Below are 19,101 nucleotides of genomic sequence, written 5' to 3' on the forward strand. Positions count from 1 at the left end.
TGTAATTAAATGTTACAGGGAGGAAGAATTTATTATGAAAAGAATTACTAAATATATAGGGATTACGGTTTTAGCGTTATTAGCCGTTGCGCCGATATCGATGCCAACCATTAATACTGAGTCTGAAATGACCGTTGAAGCAGCAGATAATAATGTGAAGAGTTATGGTGATTTTAATATTGACGTAACTAATAATGGTCCTGCTTATTTATATTTTTATGCTAAAGCCGACGGCCAGAATGTTAAAGTTCATACCAAAGAAATGGTTTATGCAAAAAATGTAGGAGAGATTTCTACAGTTGATACACCGATTTTGGATGGTTATGTTCCGAGCTACAATAAATTGGCATTCTTAAGAACAACGACAGGTTATTCATTATTAACAAATCTTTATTATACAAAGACCAACAATGTAAATTCTTTACAAGCACCAGCCAGTTCGGTCGCAATGACATTTGAACTCTTTGATGATTCGAGAGTTTATGATGACAACGGGATAGCCACATCTACGACATTACCAGCATCATCGACTTGGAATGTTGATCAAGAAATGATGATCAATGGAATTACATATTATCGTGTTGGTGGCAATCAGTGGATCAAAGCTAGTGATGGGTTAGAAGTTCACATAGTTGATAATACTGTTGATACGGTTAAATTAACGAATTTGTATACCATCAAAGGTGAAAAAATTCAAAATCGTGCTTTAGCAGCTTACACATATTGGTATTCGGATAAATATGTCACAATCAATGGTGCTACATATTATAGAGTAGCTACTAATGAATGGGTACATCCTTATTAACAATAAAAATTTATTTTTGGGGGAAATTTATTATTATGAAAAAAATTTTTAAATACTTAGGTATTACTTCTGCAATGCTTTTAGCAACAGCACCAATTGCAGCACCAGTTATCAATTCAAGTACAGAGACTTTTGTTCAGGCTGAAACAAATGGTAAATCAGATGTAAATAAATGGTTAGGAGAAGTTAAAAGTACAGTCAATTTAACGAAGAACAGTTCTTTGATTACAACCGAAGAACTAGATACATATTATGTATTTGGATCTGATGGAATGTTTTTCTTGTATCCTCAAGAATTAACTCCAGAGCAAAATGTTTTGATTGAAAAAGGTGATAGTTTCTTTAAACACTTTAATGATAATAGTAATGAAGATAATCTTTTCTTCAATTTCCAATATGGCGTAATTATGACTGCCACAGCTACTGATAATAGTGTTTCTGGTAATTTAATCAAAGATCAAGTTAATGAATTACTATCAGAAGGTAAATCCGTGACATTTCATTTGAGTTTGAGACATACTGATGAAACAGGAGCACACTCATGGGATAGTTTTATCAATGAACCCGTATTAGGAACAAAAGATGTTGTTGTAAATCCCGCTAAATCAGAAACCTCAAATATCAAGGTTCCAGGAACTGGAATCTCAGAATTATTTGAATCTTCAGTAAATTCAACTGTTTATGATGATAATGGAAAAGCCACAACAATCACTTTGCCAAAAACTTCCGTTTGGAATGTAGATAGACAAATGAATATTAATGGAACCACTTTTTATCGTGTAGCTAATAATGAATGGGTAAAAAAAGATGATGGATTAGCTGTAACTCTAAATGAGACTACTGTAAATACTAATAAGCAAGCTTCACTTTATACTTCACAGGGTAAAAAAGTAACTAATAGAGCTTTAGCCAAAAATACTCCTTGGTATTCAGATCGAATGGCTACAATTAATGGTCAAACAATGTATCGTGTTGCAACAGACGAATGGGTTATGGCAGATGATATTAAATAATTAAAAAATATTAATGGGAGGAAGAATTTATTATGAAAAAATTTGCTAAATATATGGGGATTACCGCCGCTACTTTGTTGGCAGTTGCACCAATTGCTGCACCAGTAATCAGTACTAATACTGAGGTAACTGTTAAAGCTGATGCATATGAATCAGATCCAGTTATTAATCAAATATTGAAGGGGACATATAGTCAAAATAGTGATGGGACATATAATGTTGATGCATCTATGATTGGCTATAAAGATGGACAAATAATTACACTTCCAATCAAATTGACAAGTGTTTCAATGGATCCTATACAAAATTCAATTCAATTCTCTGTACCAGAAATAAAAGGATACAAACCAGATCGCTCAACAATGGAAATTGGATTTATGTCAGGTAAAATATATAGACTATCAGGATTTACTAAATATGAAAAAATTCCTACTGGAGATACAGCAATTGGAACAAATATTTCATTGGTATTCTCACCATCAATTGATGCGCAAACTTATGATGATAATGGAAATGTCACTACGACAACTTTACCAAAAGCATCAGCTTGGCAAATTGATAGACAAATGGATATTAATGGTACAACTTATTATCGTGTTGCCACTAATGAATGGGTTAAAAAGACAGATGGTATCGAGGTAACACCAAGAGAAGGACAAATAGATACAAATAAAGTATCTAGTCTTTATACATCAACTGGTAAGAAAGTAACTAATCGTGCTTTAGCTGCTCATACTGGCTGGTACACTGATCGTATGGCTACAATTAATGGTCAAATAATGTATCGTGTTGCAACTGATGAATGGATCAGCATAAGTGATACACAATATGCTGCGTTTTAATATTCAATAATTATGAAAAAAAGATTCCCTTTTGATTTTTCTAAGTCAGTAGGGAATCTTTTTTAGATTGAATCATCAATTGACCAAGTAATCGTACTTTGATATTCACCTTCAAGTGGTGTGCCATCAGTCTTTAGAAGAATACCAGAATTTGCATCACTGTCGTTTCCAAAAAGCGTATAGGAGATTGGTAAAGCAGAACCAGTACTGTCACCGGTTGCAATAGTAGGATTATTTATTAAATCGGTACCAATTCCATTTTCTGTCTTTTTGTTTACTAAAGATAAGTCAGATAATTCAGAGTAATTACCAGTGATATCTTGACGCAACATATTGCTGGCTTTGGCTTTTAACGCCCACTTATCTTGATAGCTATTGATTTCAATATTCCAAGCACCATCACGTTGAACGTAGTCGGCGACTCCTTTTTTAGGATCAATTGTCTTAAAACGATAATTTCCGACCTCGATTTGAGTACCAGAAGGTAAGATGTTCATCTGATAATCTAGCACATTAGATTTTCTCAAATAACGGTCCATCGCATAAACTGAAACAGTGTTTTGACCTTCGACTAGGTCATCGTTCCAATTGGATTTGATATTGAATTGATAAGGCGTTGTAGTAGTAGTCTCAGGCTTTTTCAAAACAGTCATAGTTGAATTGTCGCTGTTTTTAACTTGAGTGAAAGTAGCCAAATCTTTTGATTGTAATTGATAATTTGCATCGGAATAAGTGAATTTCAACGATAATGGAAGTTTCATTTGTTCAATTGAATCAACCTTTAAACTGTCAGATTCAATTGTTGGGTCAAGAGTCGGTACATTGATAATGTAAGTTTCGGTATTAGAAGTGGCATCGTCGCCATCATAGGCTGTGATAGATACTTCATTTTTACCGACCTTTAAACCAGTGGCGGTTTTAAGATAGTCAGTTAAAGTTTGTTCAGAAGGATTGTCAAACAGATCCGCTCCAATTGGTTTTAAGGTTAAAGTAAATTCAGCAGTACTATCATCAGATTGGATTTCTTTAGTGACAATTGCTTGTTTAGTACCATCAGCATTTGTGATTTGATACTTAACAGAAGTGACCTTATTGATAAAATCGGAATTATCCTCGTAATGATAAGTTCCTCGTAACTGTACATTAGAATTATTTTGGACAGTTTGGTTGATATCATCATCGTTAGCTTTCAAAAGTAAAGTTTTATTAGTAACTGTTATGTGATATTCGACAGTATTGGAATCTCTAGTTCCATCATTGACATAGAAGTAAAGCGTATGTTCACCGACATCTAGTTTCCCAGCTGCTAATTTTATGAATAAGGTAGTGACATCACCAACACTACCACCACCATTAATCTGTACTTTTTCAAATTTATTATCGTCAATTTTTAAGTAAGCATAGTCTAAGTAACCTAGTTCAGCAATTTTAGAACCGTCACTGTAGGTAACTTCACTATCCAATTGAATAGGGTCAGTAATTTTAACTTTCATAGGGTCGGGGCTAGTAGCAGTCAAAATCAAATCTTTATAATCATTGACAGTTATCGTATAAGTGACAGTATTAGAGACTCGTTTTAAGGAATCAGTTACATAAACTTCAATAGTATTTTTACCGATTTTTAATGGGCTACCATCGGACAAGGCATTAGTCATGATCATTGAAAAATCAGTCGTGGCAGTATCGGAAGTCGTACTATATTTAGTATCGTCCATTTGAGTACCATTGATTTTTGTATGTAAAGTAACGTCATCGCCATTAAATTTAGATTTATTGACGTAATTAATAGTACCCTTGATTGTGGCGTCCTTATCGCTATCAATCGTTTGATCTAATTGAGTAGCATCAAGATTTAATTGATCATTAATAATAAAAGTTGGCATGGTGATATTCTCAATGTAGTTTTGGCTATTGAATGTTGCAGGAGTACCATTGACTAATTTAGGAGTAGTAGTTGCAGAAGCTTGACCATATAAATAAATCGTTGCTTTTTGACCATTAGTGTCCATTGTTTTAAGTTTTAATTTGATACTTTTAGAGCCATCAGAATTTTGCGTAATATCTGAAGGTAGAATCTCTTGAGTAGTGCCATCGTCATAAACCAATTGACCAATACTACCATCGTCAACCGATTCAGAAACTCCCGGAGTAAAGTTAACATTTTCAGGTAAATCTAAGGTTGTATTGATTTCTCCTGTTTCTAGTGTTCCTGAATCATAAGTTAAACCGTATTTAAAAAGTAATTTGTCGTTGTTAGCAACATTGTAACTGTTTTTGTTAGTAAAGAGAGAAAGCATGCCGTCTCTATAATTCGAGTCATTCTTTAAGTCGCTTATTTCACGACCTAAGATACCATCAGAATTGTACTGTGACATGTCTAGTAATTTAACTGAACTTTGAACATTGGCGGTACTGGGCATTTGTTGCATGACGATTGCGACATCGTTTGGAGCTGAATTCTGAGAACCAGTTGATGCCGTAAAGCCCCAACGAACGTATTTACTGTCACCGAGTTTTGAAGTATCAATTGTTCCGTTACCGGCACTAAGTTCGTTAAGAGGTTTAGCGGTTCCGTCTAGTTCTTGGTCATTGTAACGATAAGTAAAGGAACCATCTTTTTTGTATTTGAAAGTTAAATGTTTCCAAGCTTTGTTAACATTCATATCTTCTGGGTCGCTTGAATAGTAGCCACTCATCTGGATATTATTGGAAGTACCTAAATTATAATTTTGTGAAAAATAATAACCTTTGGTGTTATTCAAAAGGGCCGATGTGAATCCTTTTGTTGCATAGTCGTTGTATGTTGTTGCATCACCAGGATATCCGAACGTAATGTGTTGTCCCTTGTAACCATCTGCAATGTCGAAATAATCGTCTTTTCCATCAATTTTTTCGAAAAGAATATTGGATATCTTGGTAGTGGGTGTTTGAAAATTTTGAAGAGCATCTAGTTCAAGAGCAAAACTGTTTTGAATGGCACCCTTTTGTAATTTTTGATTGTAAACGGTATCTTCTGGATATGAAGTTGCAGATTTAACCGATGAAGTTAGTGGAGAGTGGTCAACAGTACTACCACCCCAGACTCCGAGTGTTTCACCATAAGAAGGATAGCCAGTTTTATCTCCACCGATGGCAGTAGAAATTGCTTTAGCTCCACGATCGTCATTTTGCAAGACCAAAGCTAGTCCATCAGGAGTTTTGTCATCCTTCATACCAGCTGTATAAACACTCTCTTTGTCAATGTTTGAACCAGTTGGGTAATTATGGTAAACATCTCCATAATAAATCCAAGCAGAAATAGTCTGATCTTTAGTCAAATCAAAATAATTATATAGTTTGGCATCGTCGCTATCTTTATATTTCTTGCCCCAAAAAGAGCTGATTTGGTCTTGACCACCGTCTTTTGTTAGCATTTCTACGATATTGACAGGGAAGTCTTTATTCAAAGATGCATCGTTAGTACCATTTTCGTAATCTGGATCTTCAATCAAACCGTCCAAATTTAATCCGTCAGGAGCATTTTCAAAAACTTCATCCTTTGTCGGTGCCGCAGCCTGGATTGTTAATGGTTGATTAATTAGTCCTAAAGTAAGTATGAATGCTAGAAAAAATAAAAATTTTACAGTAAATAATTTCATTAAGACACCCCCAAAGAAGACAAACATGATTATACGTGTAAACGGTAATATTAAAATAATAATATCACGAATTAGGGATAAATGTCTTATTTTATGCAATTAAAAAATCCCACCGTTAACTTTGGTGAGATTTATTTTTAGCCATAATTAATTTTTTAGCAACCGCACGAGCAGAAAATGGATTTTGACCAGTGATCAATTGTCCATCTTGAATAGCAAATTCTTTATAAGCTCGTTTCTTTTGAAAATTAGCTCCATGTAATTTGGCAACATCTTCATTCAAAAAAGGAACGACTTTTCTTTTTCCAGCAAGGATTTCTTCGGCAGTCGTGAAACCAGTTATTTTTTTGCCGGCGATTAAGTAATTACCTGAGTCATCTTTGATATTTAGTAGTCCAGCAATACCGTGACAGACCGAAGTTACGAAGCCACCTTGTTGGTAAATCTCGTTAGTGATTTTTTGCAATTTTTGATTGGTAGGAAAGTCCCACATTACACCGTGACCGCCAGTATAATAAATAGCTTGATAATCTTTGGGATTGATTTCTTCAGGTTTTAATGAATTAGTTAAAGCTCGTTGTTGAAAATCAGAACTACTATAAATATCCATAGTAGATTTGTCGGTATATTTGAAACTGCGGGGATCTAGGGGAACGAAACCACCTTTGGGACTAACGTAATCAACTGAAAAGCCCGCTTTAGTAACTTCGTCGACAAATTCGGTAGCTTCACCTAACCAGAGTCCGGTGGCTTGTTGTGTACCTAAATATTTAATTGTATTTGTTAGAACAACTAAGATCTTTTTCATGATTTACTCCTTATTCCGTTGTGGCATTAAAGCAGATATTCCTTGGTGTCTGAGAGAAAATAGTAGAGCGCCCCAAGCATTGGTAGTGGGTTGAACTTTTTTACCTTCTGCGATTCGTGACATTTGTTGTTGATAGAAACTTAACCCAATCAAAGAACCGACTTTTTTATCCAATTTTTTTGAACCAGTAGTCAGATGATTTAGTTTTACAGAAGTAAAGTTACCCCATTTGAGCTGATTGGGCAAGTCAGGGACCATAACTAATGGGCGAGCGAGTCCGATAAAATCAGTCTCGTTATTTTGGATGGCAGATTCCATACCGTTAGCCGTATTAAAACCACCAGTAACGATAATAGGCGTTTTGATTGTCTGTTTAACTTTTTGAGCGTAGTCGATGAAGAAAGCACCTTTGCCGATTCCTTGCATTTTCGGATTTTCGTAGTTACCACCAGATATTTCTATCAAGTCGATACCCAGTTGATCCATTTTTTGAATTACTTTGAGTGAGTCCTCTTCAGAAAAACCGTCAGGGCGAAAATCAGATGAATTGATTTTTAATGCTATAGGGAAGTTGCGACCAACCTTTTCACGGATGCCTTGATAGATTTCGGTGATGACACGCATGCGGTTTTCTAGAGAACCACCGTATTCGTCACTTCTCTGATTATCGTGTGGTGAAAGAAATTGGTTGAGTAAATATCCATGAGCAGCGTGAATTTCTACTCCGGAAAAACCAGTTTGCTGAGCGATTACTGCAGCATCAACAAACTTAGCAATGATTTGTTTTATTTCTGCATGGCTCAAAGCTCTAGGTGAATTAAAGGCAAAACTATTTGACCCTGTCATGGGAACAGCACTAGGTGCGACTGGTTGTTTAGTAATAGTTTTGGGAGATTGTTTTCCAGGATGATTTAATTGCAGAAAAATTTTGGTATCATTAGTGGTTCCAGCCTGAGCCCATTTTTTTAATAGGTCATAATTTTGATTGTGATCAACAACGATGTTTCCAAATTCACCACGGGCGTTACGATCAACCATCACGTTTCCAGTAATGAGTAGACCAGTCCCACCATTAGCCCAAGCTTGATAGAGTGAAATAGTTTGTTCTGTTGGTTGATATTTTGAATCGCCTAAAGTCTCACTCATGGCAGCCTTTACGAAACGATTCTTGATGGTAGTATTAGTTTTTAAAGTTAAGGAATCAAATATAGTAGTCATAGTATTCTCCTGATTATAGGTTTAAACATTTAAACGTAAAAAGCAAAAAATAAATTTCATCTTATTTGGATGAAATACTTTTTTCTAGAGAGATAGTCAATTCTTTTAACAATTGTACAGTGTCATCTAAGGAAACACGATAAAATCTTTTCTTGCCAACTTTATTCACAGCAATAACTTTGGCATCTAGCATTAATTTGAGATGATGTGAAACGGCTGGACGGGATAGGTTTAACTGATCGGTGATTTGATTGACAGTCAATTCTTTGTTTTTACACAGTAGTAAAATGATTTTTTGTCGATTCTCATCTTGAAAGATAGAAAAAATCGGCATACCTTTTTTAAAAAGATTCATAGTTTCTTCAGCCATGATATTTCTCCTTTAATACGTTTAAATGTTTAAACCTATAATAATGACTCTTGAGAAAAAAGTCAACAAAAAAACAGAGCCTAAGCTCTGCTTGAGTAATTATTATTTGATAGGATGCTTGTCAGTTAAGGCTTTAGTACGTGCATCTAATTCTTGTAATTTTTCAGGATTGTCGTGGTATTTAATAGCGTCAACGATGATGTGAGCTACCTCTTCACAGTCTTTTTCGTCAAAGCCTCTTGAAGTAACAGCAGGAGAGCCTAGACGTAAACCAGAAGTATATTTTGGAGGCAATGGATCATTTGGGATAGCTTCCTTATTAGTTGTGATATGAATAGAATCTAGTAAGTTTTGTACTTCCATACCATTCAAATCACAATCTGTTAAGACAACGTTTAGCAAGTGATTGTCAGTACCACCAGTTAAAACGGAAAGGTTGTCAGCAGCATCGATAACTTTAGCCATTGCAGCAGCGTTTTTAACAACTTGTTCCATGTAAGTTTTGAATTCTGGTTGAAGATCTTCACCAAAAGCAACAGCTTTACCAGCAATAACGTGTTCAAGTGGGCCACCTTGTGTGCCTGGGAAGACAGCTGAGTTAAGTTTCTTACCCAATTCAGCATTAGCAAGAATCATACCACCACGAGGTCCTCTTAAAGTTTTGTGGGTAGTAGTAGTAACAATATCAGCAACTCCAACTGGAGTAGGGTGTAAACCAACAGCAACTAGTCCAGCAATGTGGGCCATGTCGACCATCAAATATGCACCAACAGAGTCAGCAATTGCTCTGAATTTCTTGAAGTCGATGATACGACTGTAAGCAGAAGCACCGGCAACAATCAAGTGTGGTTTAACTTCTTCAGCGATTCTTTGAACATCATCATAATCAATCAAACCTTCATCGTTAACGCCGTATGAGAAGAAATCATAAATCTTACCAGAAAAATTAACCTTTGAGCCGTGAGTCAAGTGACCACCAGCATTAAGATCCATACCTAAAACTCGGTCTCCTGGTTTTAGAACGGCTTGATAAGCAGCAGCATTAGCTTGTGAACCTGAATGAGGTTGAACATTAACGTATTCAGCATTGAAAAGTTTCTTGGCACGGTCAATTGCGATTTGTTCGATACCGTCGATATATTCGCAACCACCATAGTAGCGGTGCCCAGGATAACCTTCAGCATATTTATTAGTCAAAACTGATCCTTGAGCTTTTCTAACATTGTCAGAAACGATATTTTCAGAAGCAATCAACTCAATATTTCTATTTTGTCGTTGTTCTTCCTTATTAATTAGATCGAATACTTCTTTATCACCTGTACTATATTGCACTACGACCATCTCCTAATCATTAATTATTATTAACTACGCTGGTACCATCACTATAATTAATCTTCACACCTGTTTCAACATTAAAGATGTATACGTTAAAAGATACTTGATGATCTGGCTGTCCATTGCTAGACAAGGACTCAGCCATCATTTGAACGCCACGAGCAACTAATTCATTGCCACGATATATCGGTTTGACACGATACCTAATAAAATTATTAGGATTTTGTTTAAGATAGTAGGCAATATCGTTTTCATGTTTAAGCATTTCGGGTGAATTCAAAGAACGAGTACCGGTCATCAAATTTTTGGGATTGTTGTTTTGCCCAGTCAATTGATAACCAATTAAGTGTGAACGATTATATAGCCAACCACCTTTGATCCGCTTATTGTGCCAACCAGTTGGGTTAACATAGAGAGCTTCACGTTTGGCAGTAGGCATCAGACTTTTACTTAATAAAGCATCTGCTTGGATGGCTCGGTTTAAATTGTCTAAATCAGCAAATTTTTGCCAAGGACCATTCGAAACAGTTAATTCGGATTTTGTGAAAGTAGGCGTATTGTTATTAACTTCTACTTCTTGAGTACCTTGATAATTCAAGTTAGCCAAATCAGAATCGGCAGTGGTAGTTTTTTCAACCTGTTTAGGATTATCGCCACTACTTAAGTTTCCTTGGTAGGACTGATAAACTCCTGAACCACCAGCAATAACTAAGATTATTCCCAAAGATACTAACTTTTTTTGGACTCGCTTTTTAGGTCTGATCATAAAAGCTGTAAATAAAACGATCAAGCCTATGACAATGAGTAATAACATATACATAAAAAAATTCCCCTCACTATGAAGACCTCTTCAATCTCCAAATATGATTCTATCATAGATTTTCAGAAATATTGAACAATATTTGCATTAACAACAAATTTAATTCGGAAATAACGGATAAAAAATAAAAAAGAAGTTGAAATCAATCAACTTCTTACTGAAAAGTTTTCTTTAAGGCTTCAATACGTTTGTCCAAAGGTGGGTGAGTATCAAATAGGCCTGCAAAATGTTTCTTCTTATTAGGATCATCGATATAAAGAGCCGCTGAAGCATCATCAACTCGTTTCATTGGTTTGGTACTTTGTTCTAGTTTTTCTAGAGCATTGATCAATCCTTGAGGATTTCTAGTTAATTCAGCACCCGAAACATCAGCCAAATATTCACGATTTCTCGAAATTGCCATTTGAACTAAAGTAGCTATCATTGGTCCAATGATTGCAAAGATTAGACCGACCAACCAAAGAACTAGACGAATGGCACCAGAATTATTGTTGTCACGGTCGTCGTCATTCATTGGAATCCACCAGCGGTAAGCATTGCCGATAATGGAGCAAATTAAGATGATAGCAGATGATAAAGCAACTGAAATAGTCGAAACACGAATATCGTAGTTTCTCACATGTGAAATCTCATGAGCTAAAACACCCTCTAATTCTTCACGATTCATCATCTCGTACAGCCCACTAGTTACAGCGACGGCTGAATGTTCTGGATCACGACCAGTTGCAAAAGCATTTGGGCTAGGGTCATCGATAATATAAATCTCTGGCAATGGGATGTCAGCGACCATCGACAAATCTTCAACAATGTGCCAAAGATCAGGTGCGTCCTTAGCTGAGTTAAGTTTTTTAGCACCATTCATTTGCATCACGATACTAGTGGATTGAAAGTAGGTTATCAGTGTATAAACGACCGCAATAATTACCGCTATAACGATACCAGAGTAAATATTGCCAAAGAAGTAAGCACCGATAAAACTGCCTAGAGCAGCCAATATCAAAAAGAAGATAAAAAATATCAAGTAGGTTTTACGTTTGTTACGGTCAATCTGTTCATAAATCATTGTGACCCTCGACTAAAATTTAACTTTAGGAGCGGCTTTATCAGCGTCAGGGATTTGTAAGAAGTTCATTTCCTTGAATCCATGAATTCCTGCAATGATATTACGTGGAAAAGTTTGAATTGCGGTATCGTAAGCCTGAACTTGACTATTGTAAGCTTGACGTGCATATGAAACTTTATTTTCAGTATTAGATAGTTCTTCCATTAATTGAGAGAACTCTTGATTAGCTTTTAGATCAGGATAGTTTTCTGCCAAAGCGAAGACTTGTCTCAAAGCACCACTCAAAGCGCTGTCGGCTTCAACCTTGTCTTGTAAAGAGTCAGCAGTATTAACGTTGTTTCTTAATTGAATAACGTTGGCTAAAGTTTCCTTTTCATGTTTAGCATAACCCTTAACAGTTTCTACTAAGTTGGGAATTAAGTCAGTCCGACGTTTTAATTGAACATCGATTTGAGAACTGAATTCTTGAGCACGATTGCGATATTTAACTAGACTGTTGTACATGCCAGCATAAATAGCAATTAGTAAGATAATAACAACGATAATTATTATAGTTTTCATTTAAATCTCCTTCTTTTCTTATTGAATCCATTTTACCATATCGAATATTTTCTAGTCTTCAACAAGCAATATTAATGAGTTTATTAGTATTCCTTTTTCAGAAAGTATTTTATAATTATGAATTGAGGAAGGTTTCTAGGCAGGTTTCACAGGTGTGTATATTATGAAAAAAAATATTTTAGTTCTTTTTATGCTTTTGGCAATTGCTTTAGGAGCATTTCCTGAAACTGTTTTAGCAGAGTCGACCGATTCAACAGCCGATAGTGAATTTAATCAAAAAATTGATAGTCTATTAGACCAGAAAGGATATTCTGGAACCTTATTGGTTGTAAAAAATGGCAAACCGGTTTATCAGACTAGCCGAGGTTTTGCCAATTACGCTGATGGCGTCGATAATGACAAGGATACGACTTATGAAATTGATTCAGTACAAAAATCAATGACTGCAGCCATGATCATGAAACAAATTCAAAATGGTAAATTGAAGTTGAGCGATAAGTTGGCCAAGTTTTATCCACAGATTCCTGGTAGTAAGAAAATAACTATCAGACAGATGCTAGATATGACTTCTGGATTAATTTTGAAAGGCGATATTGGTCCTAGTCGTGTTCTCTCTGATGAAGACATTATTCATGAAGATATTGCTAATATTAAATTTTCCAATTTCTTGCATGGTAAGTGGGATTATCAAGCGATTAATTTTAATTTATTGAGTGGCATTTTGGAAAAACTAACTGGCGAATCTTATCGTCAATTGTTTACTGATACTTTCGTTAAGAAACTTGATTTGGATAATACGATTTTCGCATATGACAATGATCCTAATATTCTTAAAGCCACCGGTTATAATAATGTAGATCCATTATCATCACGACTTGACTATAAAAATGCTTTTTACACGAGAAAATGGTTCGAATTTGATGAATTGGGTACTGGACAAATTTATATGAATGCTAGTGATTTATATAAAGTAGAGAATTACATCATGACAGGCTCTTATTTAAACAAAAAATCTCGTAAAGAATTATTTAAACCTGGCAGCGGCAGCACTTATGGTGGTGGATTGTATCATCGTAAAAATGATAACTTTGCTAATGGTTGGGGCTACGGCTTCCAAACTGTAATGCATATTTCTAATAATGGTAAAAATGCAGTAATCGTTTTGGAAAATTATTCAAGATTAGCAGCTGATATTAAACCAGCAGCTAGGACAATTTATCAAATGGTCAATAAAAAATAAAAAAATGGTAGCTATTTTTCATAAATGCCTGTATGATTATTTATGCAGGTAGCCTACCTGTGAATTAAAATGACTGCTTTGCACATTCCAAAGTTTTCTGTAAAGTGGTCTAAAGTCCTACATCACGGATTGATGTAGGACTTTTTCTTTTGTCAATTTTCTCAATTTGTTGTAGTTTGTAAGTATTGAGGAGGATTATATTCATGTATAAATTAAATGATGGACAAGAGATTCCTAGTTTTGGTTTTGGAACTTACAAGTTAAATGGTCGTAGTGGTGTTCAAAGTATCGTTTCAGCTATTAATAATGGTTATACGATGCTTGATACAGCTTATAATTATGAAAATGAGGGTGCTGTCGGTAAAGCAATTGCTGAGAGTGGCATTAATCGTGATCAATTAACGGTTACTTCCAAATTACCAGGACGCTATTATGCTTATGATGATGCTATAACAGCGTTACAAGAATCACTTTACCGAGCACATTTGAATTATTTTGATCTGTATTTATTACATTGGCCTAATCCTAAACGTGGTATGTACGTTGAAGCATGGCAAGCTTTGATTGATGCCCAAAAATTTGGCTTGGTAAAATCAATTGGTGTTTGCAACTTCTTGCCAGAGCACTTGAACAAATTAAAAACTGAAACAGGCATTATGCCAAGTGTTAATCAAATTGAGTTGCATCCATATTTCAATCAAGAATCAATGCGTAAATTCGATGCAGATAACGATATCGTAACGATGGACTGGAGTCCGCTTGGACGTGCTAGTTCTGTGTTACAAGACGAATTATTAATTAAATTAAGCAAAAAATACAATAAAACTGTTGGTCAAATGATATTAAGATGGGAATTGCAATTGAAGACGATTCCGATTCCTAAGTCAGCTTCACCAGTTCGCCAACGTGAAAATATGGATATTTTTGATTTTGAAATATCAGCTGAAGATATGCGTCAAATCAACGCTTTAACAAAACCAGATGGCCGAACAAAGAATCAAGATCCTGCAGTATATGAAGAATTTTAAAAATGAGAGTGTTATTTGTTTTTATCGCAAATAACACTCTTTTTCTATTCTGTCTCAAAATACATAACTTTACTATTGTAAATTTTGATTAATGGAACTATATTCTATGTGTAAACAATTACAAAAATAAATTTATGTAGCAAGAGGCGGTTCTTATGTATAGAAGTAATGGAAATTATGAAGCATTTGCAAAACCAATGAAACCAGCTGGAGTTGACAATAAGTCTGCTTATATCGTTGGTTCAGGTTTAGCCGGTTTGGCTGCCGCAACTTTCTTAATTCGTGATGGTCAAATGAAACCTGATAAGATCCATATTCTAGAAGAGTTAGCTTTACCTGGTGGCAGTATGGACGGTATTTGGAATGAACAAAAAGGCTACATTATCCGTGGTGGAAGAGAAATGGAACCACATTTTGAAACCCTCTGGGACTTGTTCAGATCAATTCCATCTTTAGAAAATCCGGATGCATCAGTCTTAGATGAATTTTATTGGTTGAATAAAAAAGATCCTAGTTATTCTCATGGACGTGTCATTCAAGAGCAAGGAAAAGAATTACCAACTGAGGGAGATTTGACTTTGACTCCTAAGGCAGTTCAAGAATTACTCGATTTGGTCATGACACCAGAAAAAGATTTGGACGGTAAAAAGATCAATGAGGTATTTTCAGAAGATTTCTTGAATTCTAATTTCTGGCTCTATTGGTCAACGATGTTTGCTTTTGAGCCATGGGCTAGTGCAATGGAAATGAGACGTTATTTGATGCGCTTTTGTCACCACATCGATTCATTGTCTAATTTGTCATCATTGAGATTCACTAAATACAATCAATATGAATCGCTCATTCAACCAATGGTTAAATTTTTGGAAGATAAAGGTGTGCAATTTACTTACAATACTCACGTTGAAAACATTCACGTCGATACTTCTGGTGATAGTAAAGTAGCTACAGAGATTGAAATGACGACTGATGGCAAGGACAGTTCTATCAAGTTAACTGAAAATGATTTAGTCTTTGTCACTAATGGTTCAATCACTGAAAGTACTACTTATGGCGATAAGACTCATCCAGCACCAGTTGAACATGAATTAGGTAGCAGCTGGTCACTTTGGGAGAATTTGGCTAAACAAGACTCAGCTTTTGGTAATCCAGATGTCTTTTGCAAGAATATTCCTGAAGCAAACTGGGTAATTTCTGGGACTATTACTTTGACTGATGACCAAGTAGTTCCATATATCGAAAGTATCAGTAAAAAAGATCCTCATAGTGGCTCAATCGTAACAAGTGGACCAGTAACTATTAAGGATTCAAATTGGTTGTACGGATATTCAATCAGTCGTCAAAAACACTTCAAGAGACAAAAAGATAATGAATTAGTTGTTTGGGTTTATGGATTGTTCTCTGACAAACCGGGTAATTTTGTTCACAAGAAGATTACGGAATGTAGCGGTGACGAGTTATGTGAAGAATGGTTGTATCATATCGGTGTGCCAACTGATAAGATTGAGGATATTGCTAAGAATCATGCCAATACGATTCCGGCTCATATGCCATATATCACTTCTTACTTTATGCCTAGAAAAGTTGGCGACCGTCCACTAGTAGTTCCAAAGGGCTCTAAGAATTTAGCCTTTATTGGAAACTTTGCGGAAACTGAACGTGACACTGTCTTTACAACTGAATATTCAGTCAGAACCGCTATGGAAGCTGTCTATACTTTACTTGACGTTGATCGTGGTGTTCCAGAAGTCTTTGGCTCAGCTTTTGATGTCAGAGTATTGTTGAGAGCTATTTACTACTTAGATGGTAAGAAGAAACTAGAAGATATTAAATTGCCATTCAAAGAGCGTATGGTAGAAAAGAAAGTTATGGAGAAAATCCATGGAACTTACATTGAAGAATTGATGAAAGATGCACATTTATTGTAGATAATAAATGAACTCATTAGCGTAATTGGGCGTTAATGAGTTTTTTTGTATAAGGCCTATGAATATACCGTCAAATTAATGAGGAGTAAAATTACTATTGTAATGATATTTCTAAAATAGGAGTTTTATATGACTGATTTATTCAAAAATGGTGCTATCAGTATTCATGGTGCACGAGAAAATAATTTGAAAAATATTGACTTAGATATTCCTAAGCATAAGATGACTGTTTTCGCTGGATTGTCGGGTTCAGGTAAATCTTCCTTAGTTTTTGATACTTTGGCGGCGGTCTCTCGAAGGGAATTAAATGAAACCTTTCCGAGCTTTACGCAACAGTATTTACCTAAGTATGGTCAGCCACAATTCGACAGTATCGAACATTTACCAGTGGCAATAGTAGTTGAACAAAAGCCAATTGGACGTAATTCTCGGTCTACTTTAGCAACTTATACAGGGATTTATTCAGTTTTGCGACTGATGTTTTCACGAATTGGTCAACCTTGGGTAGGTTATTCTGAATGGTTTTCCTTTAATTTGCCTCAAGGGATGTGTCCTAATTGTCAGGGTTTGGGGTTCGTCGATGATGTTGATGAGAGTCAATTGATTGATCCTAATAAATCACTGAATGAGGGTGCAATGACGTTTACTGGTTTTCAACCGGGAACGTGGCGTTGGAAAGAGTACGGTAACAGCGGTCTCTTTGATCTTGATAAAAAAATCAAGGATTATTCCAAAGAGGAGTATGAAATGTTTATGCATGCTCCTAAACAAAAATTGAAGAATCCTCCCAAAACTTGGGCTAGAACTGCTCAATATGAAGGCTTGGTACCAAGAATGCTTCGCTCGGTAATTCACAGTGCTTCCGGTCGTCATCATCAAGCCGCATTGGAAAAAATTGTCACGAGAAAAACTTGTCCAGTGTGTCACGGAACTCGTTTAAATAGTAAAGCCTTGACTGCTAAGATTGAAGGCAAGAATATCGCTGAAGTCGGTGAGATGGATTTAGTTAATGTTTTAAAATTCTTAGATAGTATTACTGATTTCAAGGCTAAAACAATGGTTCGTGAACTTCGGAGTAAGGTTCAGTCATTGGTAGATATTGGTTTAGGTTATCTTTCTTTGAATCGTGGAACCGATACTTTGTCTGGCGGTGAGGCACAACGAATCAAAATCGCTAAGTATTTAACTAGTTCTTTGTCAGATCTAGTTTATGTTTTAGACGAACCGAGTGTTGGACTTCATCCACATGATATTCAATTGATTACAAAGTCACTGAGAAAACTGAAAGATCAAGGTAATACGATTGTTCTAGTCGACCACAATCCGGCAATTATTTCGGCAGCTGATTATGTGGTGGAAATTGGACCCAAAGCCGGCAAAGGTGGCGGAACGGTTACTTTTAAGGGAACTTATTCCGAATTATTGAAATCTAAGACTATTACTGGACAAATGTTGCGAACTCCCGTAAAATTCCGTCAACCTAGAACAACTGCGGATTGGCTCAATGTGAAAAATGTGACCTCGCATAATTTGAATAATGTTAGTGCTAAGATCCCTAAGGGAGTTTTGACGGTTGTTTCTGGGCCAGCTGGTTCAGGGAAAAGTACCTTAGTTGATGCATTTAAGCGACAAATGTCAGGAGTGGATTATGTCGACCTTAGTCAAGATTCCGTTGGGGTAAATATTCGTTCGACTCCTGCAACTTATTTGAATATTTTAAATCCTTTGAGAAAGCTTTTTGCTAATGCAAATAAAGTTTCAACGCAATTATTCAGTTATAACGGCAAAGGTGCCTGTCCACGTTGCAAAGGTAAAGGCGTGACGATAACTGAAATGGCTTTTATGGATCCCGTCATTCAAACTTGTGAATTATGTGGTGGGAAAAGATACAGTCAAGAAGCTTTACAATACAAGTATCATGGCAAAGATATTTCTGAAGTAATGAACATGTCAATTGATGATACTTTGGACTTCTTTAAAGACGTTCCTAATATTTTGAAAAAAGTCGACTTACTTGAAAAGGTCGGTTTAGGATATTTGAATTTGAGTCAATCAATGACGACACTTTCTGGTGGAGAAGTGCAACGAGTTAAATTGGCAATGGAATTAGACCACAAGGGCAGTGTTTATTTCTTAGATGAACCAACCACAGGTTTGCATTTGAATGATACGAAACGCTTGATTGATCTATTTGAAAAACTTGTTGATAATGGCAACACTTTAATTTTAATCGAGCACAATTTATCACTTATTTCTCAAGCTGATTGGTTAATAGATATGGGGCCTGATGCTGGTAAATATGGTGGTAAAGTTTGTTTTGAAGGTACGCCTGAAGATAGTATGAAATGTTCAAAATCACGAACTGGGGTTGCTTTAAAAAATTTAATTGACTAAAAAAATGTCTAACTGAATTTATCAAAATTTAGTTAGGC

At 35.6% G+C, this 19,101-nt stretch carries 15 protein-coding genes; 7 read left to right on the forward strand and 8 right to left on the reverse strand.

Annotated elements, in window-relative coordinates:
- Positions 1–34 precede the first annotated feature (34 nt).
- The 3 genes from G6534_RS03565 to G6534_RS03575 are packed head-to-tail and all read left to right on the forward strand — an operon-like array spanning position 35 to position 2,660.
- Complete coding sequence (locus tag G6534_RS03565; RefSeq protein WP_059074504.1) at positions 35–805, forward strand: SLAP domain-containing protein; 771 nt, start codon at positions 35–37, stop codon at positions 803–805.
- Between the two features lie 35 nt (positions 806–840).
- Positions 841–1,818 carry an SLAP domain-containing protein gene (locus G6534_RS03570; RefSeq protein ID WP_059074503.1) on the forward strand — a complete coding sequence of 326 codons (978 nt, stop codon included), beginning with the start codon at positions 841–843 and terminating at the stop codon, positions 1,816–1,818.
- Positions 1,819–1,850: 32 nt separating this feature from the next.
- Positions 1,851–2,660 (forward strand): SLAP domain-containing protein, encoded by an 810-nt coding sequence (locus G6534_RS03575; protein WP_059074502.1) that lies wholly within the window; start codon positions 1,851–1,853, stop codon positions 2,658–2,660.
- A gap of 62 nt (positions 2,661–2,722) precedes the next feature.
- Here G6534_RS03575 and G6534_RS03580 read toward each other — a convergent pair whose 3' ends face one another.
- From G6534_RS03580 to G6534_RS03615, 8 genes are all read right to left on the reverse strand, one after another.
- Positions 2,723–6,298 (reverse strand): hypothetical protein, encoded by a 3,576-nt coding sequence (locus G6534_RS03580; RefSeq protein ID WP_059074501.1) that lies wholly within the window; start codon positions 6,296–6,298, stop codon positions 2,723–2,725.
- A gap of 115 nt (positions 6,299–6,413) precedes the next feature.
- The gene (locus tag G6534_RS03585) at positions 6,414–7,106 is read right to left on the reverse strand and encodes a type 1 glutamine amidotransferase domain-containing protein (protein WP_059074500.1); all 693 of its coding nucleotides are present in this window, start codon (positions 7,104–7,106) and stop codon (positions 6,414–6,416) included.
- Between the two features lie 3 nt (positions 7,107–7,109).
- Positions 7,110–8,324 carry an NADH:flavin oxidoreductase/NADH oxidase family protein gene (locus tag G6534_RS03590; RefSeq protein ID WP_059074499.1) on the reverse strand — a complete coding sequence of 405 codons (1,215 nt, stop codon included), beginning with the start codon at positions 8,322–8,324 and terminating at the stop codon, positions 7,110–7,112.
- 61 nt (positions 8,325–8,385) lie between these two features.
- Positions 8,386–8,694: an ArsR/SmtB family transcription factor gene (locus tag G6534_RS03595; RefSeq protein WP_059074498.1), complete on the reverse strand. Its 309-nt coding sequence runs from the start codon at positions 8,692–8,694 to the stop codon at positions 8,386–8,388.
- A gap of 102 nt (positions 8,695–8,796) precedes the next feature.
- Positions 8,797–10,035 carry a serine hydroxymethyltransferase gene (glyA, locus tag G6534_RS03600; RefSeq protein ID WP_059074497.1) on the reverse strand — a complete coding sequence of 413 codons (1,239 nt, stop codon included), beginning with the start codon at positions 10,033–10,035 and terminating at the stop codon, positions 8,797–8,799.
- Positions 10,036–10,045: 10 nt separating this feature from the next.
- Positions 10,046–10,849 carry a DNA/RNA non-specific endonuclease gene (locus tag G6534_RS03605; RefSeq protein ID WP_059074496.1) on the reverse strand — a complete coding sequence of 268 codons (804 nt, stop codon included), beginning with the start codon at positions 10,847–10,849 and terminating at the stop codon, positions 10,046–10,048.
- Between the two features lie 154 nt (positions 10,850–11,003).
- The gene (htpX, locus tag G6534_RS03610; protein ID WP_059074495.1) at positions 11,004–11,912 is read right to left on the reverse strand and encodes a zinc metalloprotease HtpX; all 909 of its coding nucleotides are present in this window, start codon (positions 11,910–11,912) and stop codon (positions 11,004–11,006) included.
- A gap of 12 nt (positions 11,913–11,924) precedes the next feature.
- Entirely contained in the window at positions 11,925–12,473 is a 549-nt protein-coding gene (locus tag G6534_RS03615) for a LemA family protein (RefSeq protein WP_059074494.1), read from the reverse strand.
- Positions 12,474–12,636: 163 nt separating this feature from the next.
- Between G6534_RS03615 and G6534_RS03620 the strand changes: the two genes are divergently transcribed.
- The 4 genes from G6534_RS03620 to G6534_RS03635 all read left to right on the forward strand — a co-directional run bounded on the left by G6534_RS03620 (position 12,637) and on the right by G6534_RS03635 (position 19,063).
- Positions 12,637–13,713 (forward strand): serine hydrolase domain-containing protein, encoded by a 1,077-nt coding sequence (locus G6534_RS03620; RefSeq protein ID WP_182083150.1) that lies wholly within the window; start codon positions 12,637–12,639, stop codon positions 13,711–13,713.
- 203 nt (positions 13,714–13,916) lie between these two features.
- A complete protein-coding gene (locus G6534_RS03625; protein WP_059074492.1) occupies positions 13,917–14,741 on the forward strand; it encodes an aldo/keto reductase in 825 nt (274 codons plus the stop codon).
- Positions 14,742–14,896: 155 nt separating this feature from the next.
- Positions 14,897–16,669 (forward strand): oleate hydratase, encoded by a 1,773-nt coding sequence (locus tag G6534_RS03630; protein ID WP_059074491.1) that lies wholly within the window; start codon positions 14,897–14,899, stop codon positions 16,667–16,669.
- A gap of 129 nt (positions 16,670–16,798) precedes the next feature.
- Positions 16,799–19,063 (forward strand): ATP-binding cassette domain-containing protein, encoded by a 2,265-nt coding sequence (locus G6534_RS03635; RefSeq protein ID WP_059074490.1) that lies wholly within the window; start codon positions 16,799–16,801, stop codon positions 19,061–19,063.
- The last annotated feature ends 38 nt before the right edge of the window (positions 19,064–19,101 follow it).

The sequence above is a fragment of the Companilactobacillus pabuli genome (assembly GCF_014058425.1).
Taxonomy (GTDB): Bacteria; Bacillota; Bacilli; order Lactobacillales; family Lactobacillaceae; genus Companilactobacillus; species Companilactobacillus pabuli.

Bases quoted from the DNA above. Each gene is read 5' to 3' on its own strand.
- G6534_RS03570 (WP_059074503.1), top strand. From the start codon at position 841: ATGAAAAAAATTTTTAAATACTTAGGTATTACTTCTGCAATGCTTTTA.
- G6534_RS03595 (WP_059074498.1), bottom strand. From the start codon at position 8,694: ATGGCTGAAGAAACTATGAATCTTTTTAAAAAAGGTATGCCGATTTTT.
- G6534_RS03635 (WP_059074490.1), top strand. From the start codon at position 16,799: ATGACTGATTTATTCAAAAATGGTGCTATCAGTATTCATGGTGCACGA.
- G6534_RS03580 (WP_059074501.1), bottom strand. From the start codon at position 6,298: ATGAAATTATTTACTGTAAAATTTTTATTTTTTCTAGCATTCATACTT.
- G6534_RS03615 (WP_059074494.1), bottom strand. From the start codon at position 12,473: ATGAAAACTATAATAATTATCGTTGTTATTATCTTACTAATTGCTATT.
- G6534_RS03565 (WP_059074504.1), top strand. From the start codon at position 35: ATGAAAAGAATTACTAAATATATAGGGATTACGGTTTTAGCGTTATTA.
- G6534_RS03620 (WP_182083150.1), top strand. From the start codon at position 12,637: ATGAAAAAAAATATTTTAGTTCTTTTTATGCTTTTGGCAATTGCTTTA.
- G6534_RS03590 (WP_059074499.1), bottom strand. From the start codon at position 8,324: ATGACTACTATATTTGATTCCTTAACTTTAAAAACTAATACTACCATC.
- htpX (WP_059074495.1), bottom strand. From the start codon at position 11,912: ATGATTTATGAACAGATTGACCGTAACAAACGTAAAACCTACTTGATA.
- G6534_RS03625 (WP_059074492.1), top strand. From the start codon at position 13,917: ATGTATAAATTAAATGATGGACAAGAGATTCCTAGTTTTGGTTTTGGA.
- G6534_RS03630 (WP_059074491.1), top strand. From the start codon at position 14,897: ATGTATAGAAGTAATGGAAATTATGAAGCATTTGCAAAACCAATGAAA.
- G6534_RS03605 (WP_059074496.1), bottom strand. From the start codon at position 10,849: ATGTATATGTTATTACTCATTGTCATAGGCTTGATCGTTTTATTTACA.
- glyA (WP_059074497.1), bottom strand. From the start codon at position 10,035: ATGGTCGTAGTGCAATATAGTACAGGTGATAAAGAAGTATTCGATCTA.
- G6534_RS03585 (WP_059074500.1), bottom strand. From the start codon at position 7,106: ATGAAAAAGATCTTAGTTGTTCTAACAAATACAATTAAATATTTAGGT.
- G6534_RS03575 (WP_059074502.1), top strand. From the start codon at position 1,851: ATGAAAAAATTTGCTAAATATATGGGGATTACCGCCGCTACTTTGTTG.